General features: G+C 71.4%; 12 protein-coding genes. All 12 read left to right on the forward strand.

What is annotated here, in order from left to right; all coding sequences use genetic code 11:
- Positions 1 to 73: 73 nt before the first annotated feature.
- The 12 genes from ABZ881_RS22095 (at position 74) to nuoN (ending at position 15,145) form a co-directional block, all read left to right on the forward strand.
- A complete protein-coding gene (locus tag ABZ881_RS22095) occupies positions 74 to 805 on the forward strand; it encodes an NADH-quinone oxidoreductase subunit C (protein ID WP_344027154.1) in 732 nt (243 codons plus the stop codon).
- Positions 806 to 848: 43 nt separating this feature from the next.
- Positions 849 to 2,201, forward strand: coding sequence for an NADH-quinone oxidoreductase subunit D (locus ABZ881_RS22100; RefSeq protein WP_358487254.1), 1,353 nt, complete (start codon positions 849 to 851; stop codon positions 2,199 to 2,201).
- The gene (gene nuoE / locus ABZ881_RS22105; RefSeq protein WP_344027125.1) at positions 2,198 to 3,028 is read left to right on the forward strand and encodes an NADH-quinone oxidoreductase subunit NuoE; all 831 of its coding nucleotides are present in this window, start codon (positions 2,198 to 2,200) and stop codon (positions 3,026 to 3,028) included. Before ABZ881_RS22100 ends, nuoE begins: the two co-directional genes overlap by 4 nt.
- Positions 3,028 to 4,392 carry an NADH-quinone oxidoreductase subunit NuoF gene (nuoF, locus tag ABZ881_RS22110; RefSeq protein WP_358487256.1) on the forward strand — a complete coding sequence of 455 codons (1,365 nt, stop codon included), beginning with the start codon at positions 3,028 to 3,030 and terminating at the stop codon, positions 4,390 to 4,392. The genes nuoE and nuoF overlap by 1 nt, the downstream gene beginning before the upstream one ends.
- Entirely contained in the window at positions 4,389 to 6,845 is a 2,457-nt protein-coding gene (locus ABZ881_RS22115; RefSeq protein WP_358487257.1) for an NADH-quinone oxidoreductase subunit G, read from the forward strand. The genes nuoF and ABZ881_RS22115 overlap by 4 nt, the downstream gene beginning before the upstream one ends.
- 23 nt (positions 6,846 to 6,868) lie before the next feature.
- Complete coding sequence (nuoH, locus tag ABZ881_RS22120) at positions 6,869 to 8,113, forward strand: NADH-quinone oxidoreductase subunit NuoH (RefSeq protein ID WP_344027156.1); 1,245 nt, start codon at positions 6,869 to 6,871, stop codon at positions 8,111 to 8,113.
- On the forward strand, positions 8,114 to 8,653 hold the full coding sequence (gene nuoI / locus ABZ881_RS22125; RefSeq protein ID WP_085915823.1) for an NADH-quinone oxidoreductase subunit NuoI: 540 nt from the start codon (positions 8,114 to 8,116) through the stop codon (positions 8,651 to 8,653).
- The gene (locus ABZ881_RS22130; RefSeq protein ID WP_358487259.1) at positions 8,650 to 9,594 is read left to right on the forward strand and encodes an NADH-quinone oxidoreductase subunit J; all 945 of its coding nucleotides are present in this window, start codon (positions 8,650 to 8,652) and stop codon (positions 9,592 to 9,594) included. Before nuoI ends, ABZ881_RS22130 begins: the two co-directional genes overlap by 4 nt.
- A complete protein-coding gene (nuoK, locus tag ABZ881_RS22135) occupies positions 9,591 to 9,890 on the forward strand; it encodes an NADH-quinone oxidoreductase subunit NuoK (protein WP_344027134.1) in 300 nt (99 codons plus the stop codon). Before ABZ881_RS22130 ends, nuoK begins: the two co-directional genes overlap by 4 nt.
- A 79-nt stretch (positions 9,891 to 9,969) precedes the next feature.
- A complete protein-coding gene (gene nuoL / locus ABZ881_RS22140) occupies positions 9,970 to 11,865 on the forward strand; it encodes an NADH-quinone oxidoreductase subunit L (protein ID WP_358487292.1) in 1,896 nt (631 codons plus the stop codon).
- Complete coding sequence (locus tag ABZ881_RS22145; RefSeq protein ID WP_358487262.1) at positions 11,865 to 13,517, forward strand: NADH-quinone oxidoreductase subunit M; 1,653 nt, start codon at positions 11,865 to 11,867, stop codon at positions 13,515 to 13,517. The genes nuoL and ABZ881_RS22145 overlap by 1 nt, the downstream gene beginning before the upstream one ends.
- Positions 13,514 to 15,145 carry an NADH-quinone oxidoreductase subunit NuoN gene (nuoN, locus tag ABZ881_RS22150; RefSeq protein ID WP_358487263.1) on the forward strand — a complete coding sequence of 544 codons (1,632 nt, stop codon included), beginning with the start codon at positions 13,514 to 13,516 and terminating at the stop codon, positions 15,143 to 15,145. Before ABZ881_RS22145 ends, nuoN begins: the two co-directional genes overlap by 4 nt.
- Positions 15,146 to 15,165 lie beyond the last annotated feature (20 nt).

A 15,165-nucleotide genomic window follows, 5' to 3' on the forward strand; every position in this document is an offset into this window, starting at 1 on the left:
GCCGGAGGCTGCGGGCGTCGGCGCCGAGCCCACCGGCGGACCGCACTCGTCGGCCCAGGAGAGCGGCGCCGAGCTGGAGCAGCAGCAGGCCGCCGGCGGCGGCGACGCGCTCGCCGGCACCCGCCCGGCCGCCGCCATCTCCGAGACCCGCACCCGGTCGGGCATGTTCGGCGTCCGCGGCACCGGCGACACCTCCGGCTACGGCGGCCTGCGGCTGCCCGGCCACGCGCCGGCTCCGGCGGAGCGCCCGTTCGGCGGCTGGTTCGACGAGTTCGCCGACGAGCTGGGGGCCGCCCTCGACGAGCGGGGCATCCCGCGGGACTCGATCGAGCAGGTCACCGTCGACCGCGACGAGCTGACCCTCTACATCGTCCCGGCCCGGCTGAACGCGGTCGCCCGCACCCTGCGCGACGACCCCGGGCTGCGCTTCGAGTTCTGCTCCGGGGTGTCCGGTGTGGACTACTCCGCGCCGGACGGCAGCCCGGTCGACCGGCCGCTGCACGTCGTCTACCACCTGCTCTCGATGACCTACCGGCGCCGGGTCCGGCTGGAGGTCGCGCTCGACCTGGAGCAGCCGCACGTGGACAGCGTGGTGGACGTCTACCCGACCGCGGACTGGCACGAGCGCGAGACCTGGGACATGTTCGGCGTCGTCTTCGACGGCCATCCCGCGCTCACCCGGATCCTCATGCCCGACGACTGGGACGGCCATCCGCAGCGCAAGAGCTACCCGCTCGGCGGCATCCCGGTCGAGTACAAGGGCGCGGAGATCCCGCCCCCGGACGAGCGGCGGGCCTACTCGTGACCGGCCGATCCCGGCAGCGACCGGACGAGCGGAGGACGAATCCGTGACCAGCACTGACGACCGCTCCACCACACCGAAGCAGGACCCGTACGCCGCGCCGGGCCGCCCGACCACCGAGGGCACCGTCTACACGGTCACCGGCGGCGACTGGGACACCCTGATGGATGCGGAGCACGACGACCGCATCGTCATCAACATGGGTCCGCAGCACCCGTCCACGCACGGTGTGCTGCGCCTGGTCCTGGAGCTCGAGGGCGAGACCGTCACCCAGGGCCGCGCCGTCATCGGCTACCTGCACACCGGCATCGAGAAGAACTGCGAGTACCGGACGTGGACCCAGGGGGTCACGTTCGTGACCCGCGCGGACTACCTGTCGCCGCTGTTCAACGAGGCCGCGTACTGCATGGCCGTGGAGAAGCTGCTCGGCGTCACCGTCCCGGACCGGGCCGAGCACATCCGGGTGCTGCTCATGGAGCTGAACCGGATCGGCTCGCACCTGGTCGCGCTCGCCACCGGCGGCATGGAGCTGGGTGCGCTGACCGGCATGACCTCGGGCTTCCGTGAGCGCGAGGAGGTGCTGCACCTGCTGGAGCACCTGACCGGGCTGCGGATGAACCACGCGTTCATCCGCCCGGGCGGGCTCGCCCAGGACCTGCCGGCGGACTACCAGGAGAAGATCACCGACTTCCTGAAGGTGATGAACTCCCGGCTGCCCGACTACGACAAGCTGCTCACCGGCCAGCCGATCTGGCGCCAGCGCCTGGAGGGCGTCGGCTACCTGCCGGTCGACGGCTGCCTGGCGCTCGGCGCGTCCGGCCCGATCCTGCGGTCCGCCGGCCTGGCCTGGGACCTGCGCAAGCACATGCCGTACTCGGTGTACGACCAGTACGACTTCGAGGTGCCGACGGCGACCGAGGCCGACTGCTACGCCCGGTACCGGCTGCGGATCGCCGAGATCCACGAGTCGCTCAAGATCATGGGGCAGGCGCTGGTGCATCTCGCGGAGATCGGGCCGGGGCGGGTCATGGTGGACGACCCGAAGGTCGCCTGGCCGGCCCAGCTCTCGATCGGCAGCGACGGCATGGGGAACACCCTCGAGCACGTCCGCAAGATCATGGGTCAGTCGATGGAGTCGCTGATCCACCACTTCAAGCTGGTCACCGAGGGCTTCCACGTGCCGCCCGGCCAGGCGTACGCGGCGGTCGAGTCGCCGCGCGGCGAGCTCGCCGCGCACCTGGTGTCCGACGGCGGCACCCGCCCGGTCCGCGTGCACCTGCGGGATCCCAGCTTCGTGAACCTGCAGATGATGCCCGCGATGAGCGAGGGCGGCCAGGTCGCCGACGTGATCGCGGCCGTCGCCTCGATCGATCCCGTGATGGGAGGTTGCGACCGATGACGCTCCCGGAGGGCAACCCGGAGACGAACTCGCCCGCGCCGGTCACCCCGACCGAGCGGCACTTCCCGGCCCCGGCCGAGCCGTCGCCGGTCTCGCCGGTCTTCGACGAACTCACCCGGCAGCGGACCAAGGAGATCATCTCCCTGTACCCGCAGTCCCGCTCCGCGCTGCTCCCGCTGCTGCACCTGGTGCAGTCGGTGGAGGGCTACGTCAGCACCGACGGCATCCGGTACTGCGCCGAGGCGCTGGACCTGACCACCGCCGAGGTCTCCGCGGTGGCGACCTTCTACACGATGTACAAGCGCAGCCCGTGCGGCGAGCACCTGGTCAGCGTGTGCACCAACACGCTGTGCGCGGCGCTCGGTGGCGACGACATCTACGACCGGCTGCGCACCCACCTCGGGTCCGCGGACCGGCCGCTGCGGCACGAGGAGACGGCCGGCGAGCCGGGCAGCCCGGGGTCGATCACCCTGGAGCACGCCGAGTGCCTGGCGGCCTGCGATCTCGCGCCGGTGCTGCAGGTCAACTACGAGTACTTCGACAACCAGACGGTCGACTCCGCCGTCGAGCTGGTCGACGCGCTGCGCCGCGGCGAGCGGCCGCAGCCGACCCGCGGCGCCCCGCTGACCGACCTGCGCACGGTCGAGCTGGAGCTGGCCGGCTTCACCGACGAGGCGTCCACCGTGGACACGACCGCGCGGGTCGAGGGCCCGTCGTCGGCGGTCGAGTCGGTCCGCGGGGTGCGGCTCGCCGAGGAGAACGGCTGGACCGCCCCGGCGATGCCGGACGAGCCGCCCGCGATGCCCGCGCTACCGGAGAAGAAGTGATGAGCACTCCCGATCCGATCACCCCCGTCCTGACCCGGCGCTGGCTGTCCCCGCGCTCCTGGTCGATCGACACCTACACCCGGCTGGAGGGCTACTCCTCGCTGCGCACCGCGTTCGCCGCGCACCCGGACCAGCTGATCCAGCTGGTGAAGGACTCCGGCCTGCGCGGCCGCGGCGGTGCCGGGTTCCCGACCGGGATGAAGTGGGGCTTCATCCCGCAGGACGACGGCAGCGGCAAGGGTCCCGGCGCGAAGCCCAAGTACCTGGTGATCAACGCCGACGAGGGCGAGCCGGGCACCTGCAAGGACATCCCGACGATGATGGCCGATCCGCACGCGCTGATCGAGGGCTGCATCGTCACCTCCTACGCGATCCGGGCGAACTTCTGCGCGATCTACGTGCGCGGCGAGGCGCTGCACTGCATCCGCCGGCTGCGCGCCGCCGTCCGGGAGGCGAAGGATGCCGGCTACCTCGGGCGCGACATCCTCGGCTCCGGCTTCGACCTGGAGATCGTGGTGCACGCCGGGGCGGGCGCCTACATCTGCGGCGAGGAGACGGCACTGCTGGACTCGCTGGAGGGCCGGCGCGGCCAGCCGCGGCTCAAGCCGCCGTTCCCGGCGACGTCCGGGCTCTACGCCAGCCCGACGGTCGTCAACAACGTCGAGACCATCGCCTCGGTCCCGGCGATCGTGGCCGGCGGCGCCGACTGGTTCCGCTCGATGGGCCGGGAGAAGTCGCCCGGCCCGAAGATCTACTCGATCTCCGGGCACGTCGAGCGCCCCGGCCAGTACGAGGCGCCGCTCGGCATCACGCTGCGCGGGCTGCTGGAGCTGGCGGGCGGCATGAAGGACGGCGTCCCGCTGAAGTTCTGGACGCCGGGCGGCTCGTCGACCCCGCTGCTGACGGCCGAGCACCTGGACGTCCCGCTGGACTTCGAGGGTGCGGCCGAGGCCGGGTCGATGCTCGGCACGACCGCGGTGCAGGTCTTCAACGAGACCGTCTCGGTGCCGTGGGCGGTCATGAAGTGGACCGAGTTCTACTCCCACGAGAGCTGCGGCAAGTGCACCCCCTGCCGGGAGGGCACCTACTGGCTGGTGCAGGTGTTGCAGCGGATGGTGCGCGGCGAGGGGACGACGGCCGACATCGACATGATGGTCGACGTCTGCGACAACATCCTCGGCCGCTCGTTCTGCGCGCTGGGTGACGGGGCGACGAGCCCGATCACCAGCGCGATCCAGTACTTCCGGCAGGAGTTCCTGGACCTGATCGCGTCGCAGCCCGACGTCGAGAGGCCCGAGCAGCTCGCGGACGTGGAGCTCGCGGAACGGACCGACGGAACAGAACTCACCGGAGCCCACGCATGACCCTCTCCCCCGAGAAGTCGACCGACACCCCGGTTCCCGACGGGCACGTCCGGCTCACCATCGACGGCCAGGTCGTCGACGCCCCCAAGGGCGAGCTGCTGATCCGGACCTGCGAGCGGATCGGCATCGTGATCCCGCGGTTCTGCGACCATCCGCTGCTCGACCCGGCAGGCGCCTGCCGCCAGTGCCTGGTCGAGGTCGAGATGGGCGGCCGGCCGATGCCGAAGCCGCAGGCCAGCTGCACCATGACCGTCGCGGACGGGATGGTGGTCAAGACCCAGAACACCTCCGAGCGGGCCGACAAGGCGCAGCAGGGTGTGATGGAGCTGCTGCTCATCAACCACCCGCTGGACTGCCCGATCTGCGACAAGGGCGGCGAGTGCCCGCTGCAGAACCAGGCGATGGCGCACGGCCGGGCCGACTCCCGGTTCGTCGAGCGGAAGCGGACCTTCCCGAAGCCGCTGCCGATCAGCTCGCAGGTGCTGCTCGACCGCGAGCGCTGCGTGCTCTGCCAGCGCTGCACCCGGTTCTCCGAGGAGATCGCCGGCGACCCGTTCATCGACCTGCTGGAGCGCGGCGCGAACCAGCAGATCGGGATCGCCGAGGACCAACCGTTCCAGTCCTACTTCTCCGGCAACACCATCCAGATCTGCCCGGTCGGCGCCCTGACCAGCGCCGCGTACCGGTTCCGGTCGCGGCCGTTCGACCTGCGCTCCACCCCGGGCACCTGCGAGCACTGCAGCTCGGGCTGCGACATGCGGACCGACTCCCGCCGCGGCACCGTGCTGCGCCGCCTGGCCGGCAACGATCCCGAGGTGAACGAGGAGTGGCTCTGCGACAAGGGCCGGTTCGCCTTCCGCTACCTGGGCAGCGCGGGCCGGATCACCCGGCCGCTGGTCCGCCGCGCCGACGGTGAGCTGGCGGAGACCTCCTGGACCGAGGCGCTGCAGATCGCCGCGGAGGGCCTGACCGCCGCCCGCGACGGCGCCGGGATCGGCGTGCTGACCGGCGGCCGGCTGACCGTCGAGGACGCCTACGCCTACGCGAAGTTCGCCCGCCTCGCCGCCCGCACCAACGACATCGACTTCCGCTCCCGGCCGCACTCGGACGAGGAGCTGGAGTTCCTCGCCGCGCACGTCGTCGGGACCGCACCCGACGGCGTCCCGGGCGAGGCCGCGGTGACCTTCGAGAAGATCGAGAACGCGCCCGCGGTGCTCACCGTCGGCACCGATCCCGAGGAAGAGTCGGGCATCGTCTTCCTCCGGCTGCGCAAGGCGTGGCGGAAGAAGGGGCTGCGGCACTTCCAGGTCGCGCCGTTCACCAGCACCGGCGCCGAGAAGACCGGCGCCACCGTGCTGCACGCGGTGCCGGGCGCCGAGGCCGCCGTCGTCGCCGAGCCGGGTGCCGACGTCACCGCCGCCCTGGAGCAGCCGGGCGCGGTGATCCTGGTCGGCGACCGGGCCGCCGAGTCGCCCGGGCTGTACTCCGCGGTGTCCGCGCTCGCCGCCCGCACCGGCGCCTCGATCGGCTGGCTGCCGCGCCGGGCCGGTGACCGCGGGGCGCTGGAGGCCGGCGCGGTGCCGACCCTGCTGCCCGGCGGCCGTCCGGTGACCGACGCGGCCGCCCGCGCCGAGCTGGAGCGGCTGTGGGGCTCCGGCCCGCTGCCCGCCGAGCCGGGCCGTGACGGCGACGCGATCCTGGCCGCCGCCGCGGCCGGCGAGCTCGCCGCCCTGGTTGTCGGCGGGGTCGACCCGCAGGACATGGCCGACCCGCAGACCGCGATCACCGCGCTGCGCGAGGTCGGCTTCCTGGTCAGCCTGGAGATGCACACCTCGGCGGTCACCGAGCTGGCCGACGTGGTGCTCCCGGTCGCGCCGGACGCCCAGCGCTCCGGGACCTACGTCAACTGGGAGGGCAGGCACCGCCCGTTCGGCGTCGCCCTGGACGCGACCGGCGTGCTCCCCGACTGCCGGGTGCTGGACACCCTCGGCGTCGAGATGGACACCGACCTGTTCACCCAGACCCCGGCCGCCGCGGCCGGCGAGCTGGCCCGGCTGGGCACCCGCCGGGCCGGGACGCTCGCCCCCGCGGTCGCGGCGGGCGAGGCGAAGCGGCCCGGCTACGGCCAGGCCGTCCTCGCCACCTCCCGTCAGCTGGTCGACGACGCGTCGCTGTCGATCGACGAGCCGGCGCTGGCCGGGACCGCACGACGGCCCTACGTGAAGCTGAACGCGGCCACCGCCGAGCGGCTCGGACTGATCGAGGGCGAGGACGCCGCCGTCCGGACCGACCGGGGCACGATCACGCTGCCGGTCGCGCTCGCCGACGCCCCGGACGGCGTGGTCTGGCTGCCGACCTGCTCGCCCGGATCGCACGTGCGGCCCACGCTCGGTGCCGGGCACGGTGACCTGGTCGGGGTGGTCCCGGCCACCGGAAACGGAAGTGCGTCGTGAACCTCCTCCAGACCCCGGACGGTCTGACCCGCACCCAGGAGCTGCTGGCGAGCGACCCGCTGTGGCTGACCCTGCTGAAGGTGGTCGGCCTGTTCGTGATCGGGGTCGTGCTGACCCTGTTCATGATCAACTGGGAGCGCAAGGTCGTCGGCCGGATGCAGCACCGGCCCGGGCCGAACCGGACCGGCCCCGGCGGCTGGCTGCAGAGCCTCGCCGACGGGCTGAAGCTGGCGTTCAAGGAAGACATCATGCCGGCGCTGGCCGACAAGAAGGTCTACTTCATCGCCCCGGTCATCTCGACGATCCCGGCGTTCGTCGCGCTCTCGGTGATCCCGTTCGGCGGTGAGGTCACGATCTTCGGCCAGCAGACGGTGCTGCAGCTGGTCGACGTCCCGGTCGGCGTGCTCGTGGTGCTGGCCTGCTCCTCGATCGGCGTCTACGGGATCGTGCTCGGCGGCTGGGCGTCCGGCTCGCCGTACTCGCTGCTCGGCTCGCTGCGCTCGGCCGCCCAGGTCATCTCCTACGAGATCGCGCTCGGCCTGGCCGTGGTCGGCGTGGTGCTCTACGCCGGATCGCTGTCGACCGCGTCGATCGTCGGGGCGCAGGCCCAGGGCTGGTACGTCTGGCTGCTCTTCCCGAGCTTCGTGGTCTTCGTGATCGCGATGGTCGGCGAGACCAACCGGGCGCCGTTCGACCTGCCGGAGGCCGAGTCCGAGCTGGTCGGCGGCTTCCACACCGAGTACTCGTCGCTGAAGTTCGCGCTGTTCTTCCTCGCCGAGTACGTGAACATGGTGACCGTCTCGGCGATGGCGGTGACGCTGTTCCTCGGCGGCGGCATGTGGCCGTGGCCGCTGAGCTTCCTCAACGAGTACGGCTGGATGCAGTTCCTGGCCTTCATCCTGAAGACCCTGCTGTTCCTGTTCATGTTCATCTGGCTGCGCGGCACGCTGCCCCGGTTCCGCTACGACCAGTTCATGAAGCTGGGCTGGAAGGTCCTGGTCCCGGTGATGCTGGTCTGGATCGTCGCGATCTTCGGCATCCGCGCCTTCCAGTCGACCGGCGGCGACAACATCGTGCTGCTGCTCTCGCTGATCGGATTCGCGCTGGCCGTCGTGCTGGCGGTGGCCTTCCTGCTGCCGGACCGGCAGGTCGAGGCCCCGCCGGTGGAACCGGCGTCGGACTACCCGGTGCCACCACTGGACCTGAAGGTCCCCGAGTCACCACCGAAGCGCCGCAAGGCCGTGCGGGCAGGACAGGAGGCCGAGTAGATGTTCGACTTCTTCAAGGGTTTCGGCGTCACCTTCTCGACGATGTTCAAGAAGGTCGTCACCGAGGAGTACCCGGAGGACTTCCCGCCCGCCGCGCCCCGCTACCACGGTCGCCACCAGCTCAACCGGCACCCGGACGGGCTGGAGAAGTGCGTCGGCTGCGAGCTGTGCGCCTGGGCCTGCCCGGCGGACGCGATCTATGTCGAGGGCGGGGACAACACCGAGGAGGCCCGGTACTCCCCGGGTGAGCGCTACGGCGCGATCTACCAGATCAACTACCTGCGGTGCATCGGCTGCGGCCTGTGCATCGAGGCCTGCCCGACCCGGTCGCTGACGATGACCAACTTCTACGAGCTGGCCGACGACAACCGGCAGGACCTCATCTACACCAAGGAGCAGCTGATGGCTCCGCTGCTGCCCGGCATGGAGCAGCCGCCGCACCCGATGCGTCTCGGCGAGGACGAGCAGGACTACTACGTGCAGGGCCCGACGCTGGCGAAGACGTCGGTGCTCGACCAGACCGGGGAGCAGATCCGATGACGGCGCTGGCCCCCCTGTCCGGGTTGCCGGTCGTGCTCGCCCAGGCCGGCGGCGAGGTCACCACCGGCGAGGCGGTCGCGTTCTGGGTGCTCGGCCCGGTCGCCCTGGCCGGCGCGCTCGGCCTGGTGTTCGCCCGGCACGCGGTGCACGCGGCGCTGCTGCTGGTGCTGACGATGTTCTCGATCGCCGTGCTGTACCTGGTGCAGTCCGCGCCGTTCCTCGGCTTCGTGCAGATCATCGTCTACACCGGCGCGGTGATGATGTTGTTCCTGTTCGTGCTGATGCTGGTCGGCCGGGACTCCAAGGACTCGGTGATCGAGGTGCTGCGCGGGCAGCGCGCCGCGGCGCTGGTGTTCGGCGTCGGGCTGGCCGCGCTGCTGGTCGGCGGCCTGTCCCGAGGGCTGACCGACGTCACCCCGGCCGGTCTGGCGCAGGGCGGGCTGGGCTGGAACGGCAACGTCCCCGAGCTCGGCCGGCTGATCTTCACCGATTACCTGCTGGCGTTCGAGCTGACCGCGGCGCTGCTGATGGTCGCCGCGCTCGGCGCGATGGTGCTGACCGGCTCGCAGAGCTCGCAGCACGCGAAGCTCAGCCAGCGCGAGACGGTGCTGCGCCGGCTGCGCGGCGAGCACGCCCGGATCTCCCCGCTGCCCGGCCCGGGCGTCTACGCCACCGCGAACTCGGTGGCGGTGCCCGCGCTGCTGCCGGACGGCTCGATCGCGCCGGAGTCGCTGGCCGAGATCATCGAGTCGGTGTCGGTGGACGTCCCGGACACGACGACGCCGGACGCGCACGCGCTGACCGGCCGCCCGGCCCCCGACCGGACGATCGAGTCGGGCGAGGCGAGTGAGACCGGGGCGGGCCCCGCAGGCAGCACCGGGGCGGGCCCCGCAGGCAGCACCGGGGCGGGCCCCGCAGACGGCACCGGGGCGGGCCGATGACCCCCGAGTACTACCTGCTGCTCTCCGCCCTGCTGTTCACGATCGGTGCGGTCGGCGTGCTGGTCCGCCGGAACGCGGTCGTCGTCTTCATGTGCGTCGAGCTGATGCTGAACGCGGTGAACCTGTCCCTGGTCACGTTCTCCCGGATCCACGGCAACCTCGACGGGCAGGTGATGGCGCTGTTCGTGATGGTCGTCGCCGCCTGCGAGGTGGTCGTCGGACTCGCGATCATCACCGCGATCTTCCGCACCCGTCAGTCGTCCTCGGTGGACGACGCGAACCTGCTCAAGTACTAGGAGCCCCCGGGTGACCCTCCAACTCGCACAGGCCACTGCGGTAGCGCAGGGTGCGGCGCCGGCGACCGGCGCCGCGTCGCTGGCCTGGTTGCTGATCGCGCTCCCCGCCGCCGGTGCGCTCGTCCTGTTCCTGGCGGGCCGCCGGGCCGACGCCTGGGGCCACTGGCTCGGCGTCGCCACCGTGGTCGGCTCGTTCGCCGTCGGTCTCGCGATCTTCGTGCAGACGCTCGGCCTCGCCCCGGACGAGCGGCTGCGCGAACAGTCGCTCTGGTCCTGGATGGAGTCCAGCGCGCTCAGCGTCGACTTCGGACTCCGGCTCGATCCGCTGTCGATCACGTTCGTCCTGCTGATCACCGGTGTCGGTGCGCTCATCCACCTCTACTCGGTGGGCTACATGAGCCACGACCCGAACCGGCGCCGGTTCTTCGCCCAGCTGAACCTGTTCGTCGCGGCAATGCTGGTGCTGGTCCTGGGCAACAACTTCGTGATGCTCTACCTCGGCTGGGAGGGCGTCGGCCTGGCGTCCTACCTGCTGATCGGGTTCTTCCAGGACCGGCCGGCCGCGGCGACCGCGGCGAAGAAGGCCTTCATCATGAACCGGGTCGGCGACGTCGGCCTGGCCATCGCGATCTTCCTGATCTGGCTCGAGCTCGGCACGCTGCAGTACACCGACGTCTTCGCCCGGATCGGCGAGGTCCCCGGCGGCACCGTCCTGGCGATCACGCTGCTGCTCCTGCTCGGCGCCTGCGGCAAGTCCGGCCAGTTCCCGCTGCAGGCGTGGCTGCCGGACGCGATGGAGGGCCCGACGCCGGTGTCGGCGCTGATCCACGCGGCGACGATGGTCACCGCGGGCGTCTACCTGATCGCCCGGTCCGCGCCGATCTACAACCTGTCCGAGACCGGACGGCTGGTGGTCTGCCTGATCGGCGTGGTGACGCTGATGATCGGCGCGATCATCGGCTGCGCCTACGACGACATCAAGAAAGTGCTGGCCTACTCCACGGTCAGCCAGATCGGCTACATGGTGCTGGCCGTCGGGCTCGGCCCGGCCGGCTACGCGCTGGGCATCCTGCACCTGCTCACGCACGGCTTCTTCAAGGCCGGGCTGTTCCTCGGCGCCGGATCGGTCATGCACGCCATGAACGACGACGTCGACATGCGCCGCTTCGGTGGACTGTGGCGGAAGATGCCGGTCACCTTCGTGACGTTCGGCCTCGGCTACCTGGCGCTGATCGGCTTCCCGTTCCTGTCCGGCTACTTCTCCAAGGACGCGATCATCGAGGCCGCGTTCGCCCAGGAGGGCTGGCAGGGCTGGGCGTTCGGCGGCCTGGCGACCCTGGCCGCCGGCCTGACCGGCTTCTACATGACCCGGCTGATGCTGATGACCTTCTTCGGCGAGAGCCGCTGGAAGGAGATCCGCTCCACCGACGGCCGGGAGTACCACCCGCACGAATCGCCCGCCTCGATGACGGCGCCGATGATCGTGCTGGCGTTCGGCTCGGTGTTCGCCGGGTTCCTGCTCTACCCGGTGCTGCCGGGCTGGCTGGCCCCGTCGGTCGGCGAGCGGGTGGCCGCCGAGGGCGGTCCGCTGCCGCACGCGGTGATCCCGTTCCTGGTGGTCGGCGTCTCGTTGCTCGGCGTGCTGCTGGCCTACCTGTTCGTGGGCCGCCGCCCGGTCCCGGTCGAGCGCCCGCAGCGGGTCTCGCCGGTGGTCGCCGCGGCCCGCGCGGATCTCGGCGCGAACGCCTTCAACGAGGCGTTCCTGGAGCGGCCCGGCATCTGGCTCACCCGGGTGCTGGTCTTCTTCGACAACCGGGGGATCGATGGCCTGGTCAACGGCACGGCCGCCGCGTTCGGCGGCGGCTCCGGCAGGCTTCGCCGGACCCAGACCGGCTTCGTCCGGTCCTATGCACTCTCGATGCTCGGCGGCGGGGTCCTCATCGTCGCCGCGATGCTGGCGGTGAGGTTCGCCTGATGATCGTCCCCGTAGACCCCATCGTCCCGGGCAGTGGCGGGAACCCGCTCCTGATCGTCCTGCTCCTGGTGCCGCTGGTCGGCGCCCTGCTGCTGTACCCGGCGCGCCGCAACGCACCGGCGGCCAAGGCGATCGCGATGGCGACCGCGCTGGTCGAGCTGGCGCTCGTCGTCGTGGCGTGGTCGCTGTACTCCGTCCCGTCGGCGCAGGCCGGCACCCGGTTCCAGTTCGAGTTCTCGATGCCCTGGATCCCGGCCTTCGGCACGCACATCGCGTTCGGGGTGGACGGCATCTCGCTGGCGCTGATCGCGCTCACCGCCTTCCTGGTGCCGATCCTGCTGCTGTTCGCCTGGTCGGAGAAGCTGCCCCAGGGCCGCTCGGTGGCCGGCTACTTCGGTCTGCTGCTCGCCACCCAGGCGACGCTGGTCGGGGTGTTCGCGGCGACCGACGTGTTCCTGTTCTACGTGTTCTTCGAGGCCATGCTGGTCCCGATGTACTTCCTGATCGGGCGCTTCGGCGGCCCGCGCCGGCAGTACGCGGCGGTCAAGTTCTTCCTGTACTCGCTGCTCGGCGGGCTGATCATGCTGGCGTCGCTGATCGGGCTGTACGTGACGAGCGCCGAGCAGCTCGGCCGGGGCACGTTCACCTGGGCCGACCTGCAGGCGATCGCCGCCGACACCCCGACGTCGGTGCAGATCTGGCTGTTCCTCGGCTTCTTCGTCGCATTCGCGATCAAGGCCCCGCTGGTGCCGTTCCACACCTGGCTGCCCGACGCCGGCGCCGAGGCCCCGATCGTCGCCGCGGTGCTGCTGGTCGGCGTGCTCGACAAGGTCGGCACCTACGGCTTCCTGCGCTACCTGCTGCCGCTGTTCCCGCAGGCCAGCCAGGTGCTGGCGCCGCTGGTGCTGGTGCTCGCCGTGGCCGGCGTCATCTACGCCGCGCTGCTCGCCGTCGGGCAGACCGACATGGGCCGGTTCGTCGCCTACACCTCGGTGGCGCACTTCGGGTTCATCGCGCTCGGGGTGTTCGCGTTCTCCAGCCAGGCGTTCGCCGGCGCCACCCTCTACATGGTCAACCACGGCCTCTCCACCGGGATGCTGTTCCTGATGGTCGGCATGCTGATCGCCCGCGGCGGGTCCCGGCTGATCGCCGACTACGGCGGCGTCGCGAAGCTCGCCCCGGTGATGGCCGGCTGCCTGCTGCTGGCCGGGATGAGCTCGCTGGCGCTGCCCGGGACGAACTCGTTCGTCTCCGAGTTCCTGGTGCTGATCGGCTCGTTCCCGACCCGGCCGGTGTTCACGATCATCGCGACGGTCGGCATCATCTTCGCCGCGCTGTACGTGCTCTGGTTCTACCAGCGCACGATGCAGGGCCCGGTGCGCGGCACCGCCGTGATCGGCGCGCTGGAGCGGGCCGGCACCGGCGGCCCCGGCACCATGCTGGACCCTGGCGTCGCCGCGGACCGGAAGTCGTCCGGCTTCCCCGACCTGGGCCGTCGTGAGATCGGCCTGCTCGCGCCGCTGATCGTGGTGATCGTGGTGCTCGGCTTCTACCCGGCCCCGGTGCTCGACGTGATCAACCCGTCGGTGACGGCGACCATGGCCGAACTCGGCCTGTCCGACCCGGTGCCCGCTGGAGGGATCGTCCGATGAGTTCCGTCGCCCAGACAGTCTCCCAGGTGCCGACCACGATCGAGATGCCGCCGATCGACTGGGCGGCGTCCGCGCCGCTGTGGATCGTGTTCGCCGGGGCCTGCGTCTCTGTGCTGCTGGAGGCGTTCCTGCCGCGCCACCAGCGCTGGCCGGTGCAGGTCGTCGCGACCGGGCTGACCCTGTTCGCGGCGCTGGTCGCGCTCGCCGGGTACGCGCTGTCCGGTCCGGAGCCGGTGCTGACGTTCGGCCACGCGCTGGCGGTGGACGCACCCGCGCTGTTCCTCTGGGGCACGCTGATCGTGCTGACCATCCCCAGCCTGCTGCTGCTCGCCGACCGCTCGGTCGAAGCCGGCGGGGTGTTCGTCGCCTCCGCCGCGGAGCGGGCCGCGGCCCGCACCGGCGGCTCCGGATCGGTGCCCGCGGGTGGCGGCCCCGCCGGGGAGCACGTCGACCGCTCCTACGGCACGCCGGACCAGATGCCGACGATGCAGACCGAGCCGTTCCCGTTCGTGCTGTTCGCGCTCGGCGGGATGATGGCGTTCGTCGCGGCGAACGACCTGCTGACGATGTTCATCGCGCTCGAGGTGCTGTCGCTGCCGCTGTACCTGCTCTGCGGCCTCGCCCGCCGCCGCCGGCTGCTCTCCCAAGAGGCGGCTGTCAAGTACTTCCTACTGGGCGCGTTCGGCTCGGCGTTCTTCCTGTACGGGATCGCGTTGCTCTACGGCTACGCGGGCTCGGTGCGGCTCTCCGAGATCTCCGAGTCCGCCGCGGGCTCGCTCACCTCGGACACGCTGCTGTTCGCCGGCCTCGCGCTGCTGCTGGTCGGGCTGCTGTTCAAGGGCTCGGTGGCGCCGTTCCACACCTGGACGCCGGACGTCTACCAGGGCGCCCCGACGCCGGTCACCGCCTTCATGGCGGCCTGCACCAAGGTCGCCGCGTTCGGCGCCATCGCCCGGGTGCTCTACGTCGCGTTCGGTTCCACGGTGTGGGAGTGGCGCCCGGTGCTGTGGGCGGTCGCGATCATCTCGATGGTCGTCGGCGCCGTGCTCGGCCTCACCCAGACCGACGTGAAGCGCATGATCGCCTACTCGTCGATCGCGCACGCCGGGTTCCTGATGCTCGGCGCGATGGCGATCACCCCGGACGGCACCGCCGGCCTGCTGTTCTACCTGGTGGCCTACGGCTTCACCACGATCGCGGTGTTCGGCGTCGTCTCCCTGGTCCGCGGGCCGGACGGCGAGGCGGGCCACCTGTCGGCGTGGGCCGGGCTGGCGAAGCGGTCCCCGCTCGCCGCGGGGGTCATGACCTTCCTCCTGCTCGCGCTCGCCGGGATCCCGCTGACCAGCGGGTTCACCGCCAAGTTCGCGCTGTTCTCGGCGGCCGCCGCGGACGGCATGGTGCCGCTGGTGGTGATCGCGCTGGTCGCCTCGGCGGTGGCCGCGTTCTTCTACCTGCGGGTGGTCGTGCTGATGTGGTTCAGCGAGCCCGCCGACGACGGCCCGACGGTCGTCGTCCCGGGCGCGTTCACCACGGTGGCCATCACGCTGGGCACCCTGGCGACGCTCGTTCTCGGGATTCTTCCCACACCCGTCCTCGAATGGGCCGCCAGCGGCGCGTTCATCGGCTGACGTTCGTACGCTGTGGGGGT

The organism is Pseudonocardia sp. NPDC046786 (assembly GCF_040645415.1).
GTDB classification, from domain to species: domain Bacteria; phylum Actinomycetota; class Actinomycetes; order Mycobacteriales; family Pseudonocardiaceae; genus Pseudonocardia; species Pseudonocardia kongjuensis.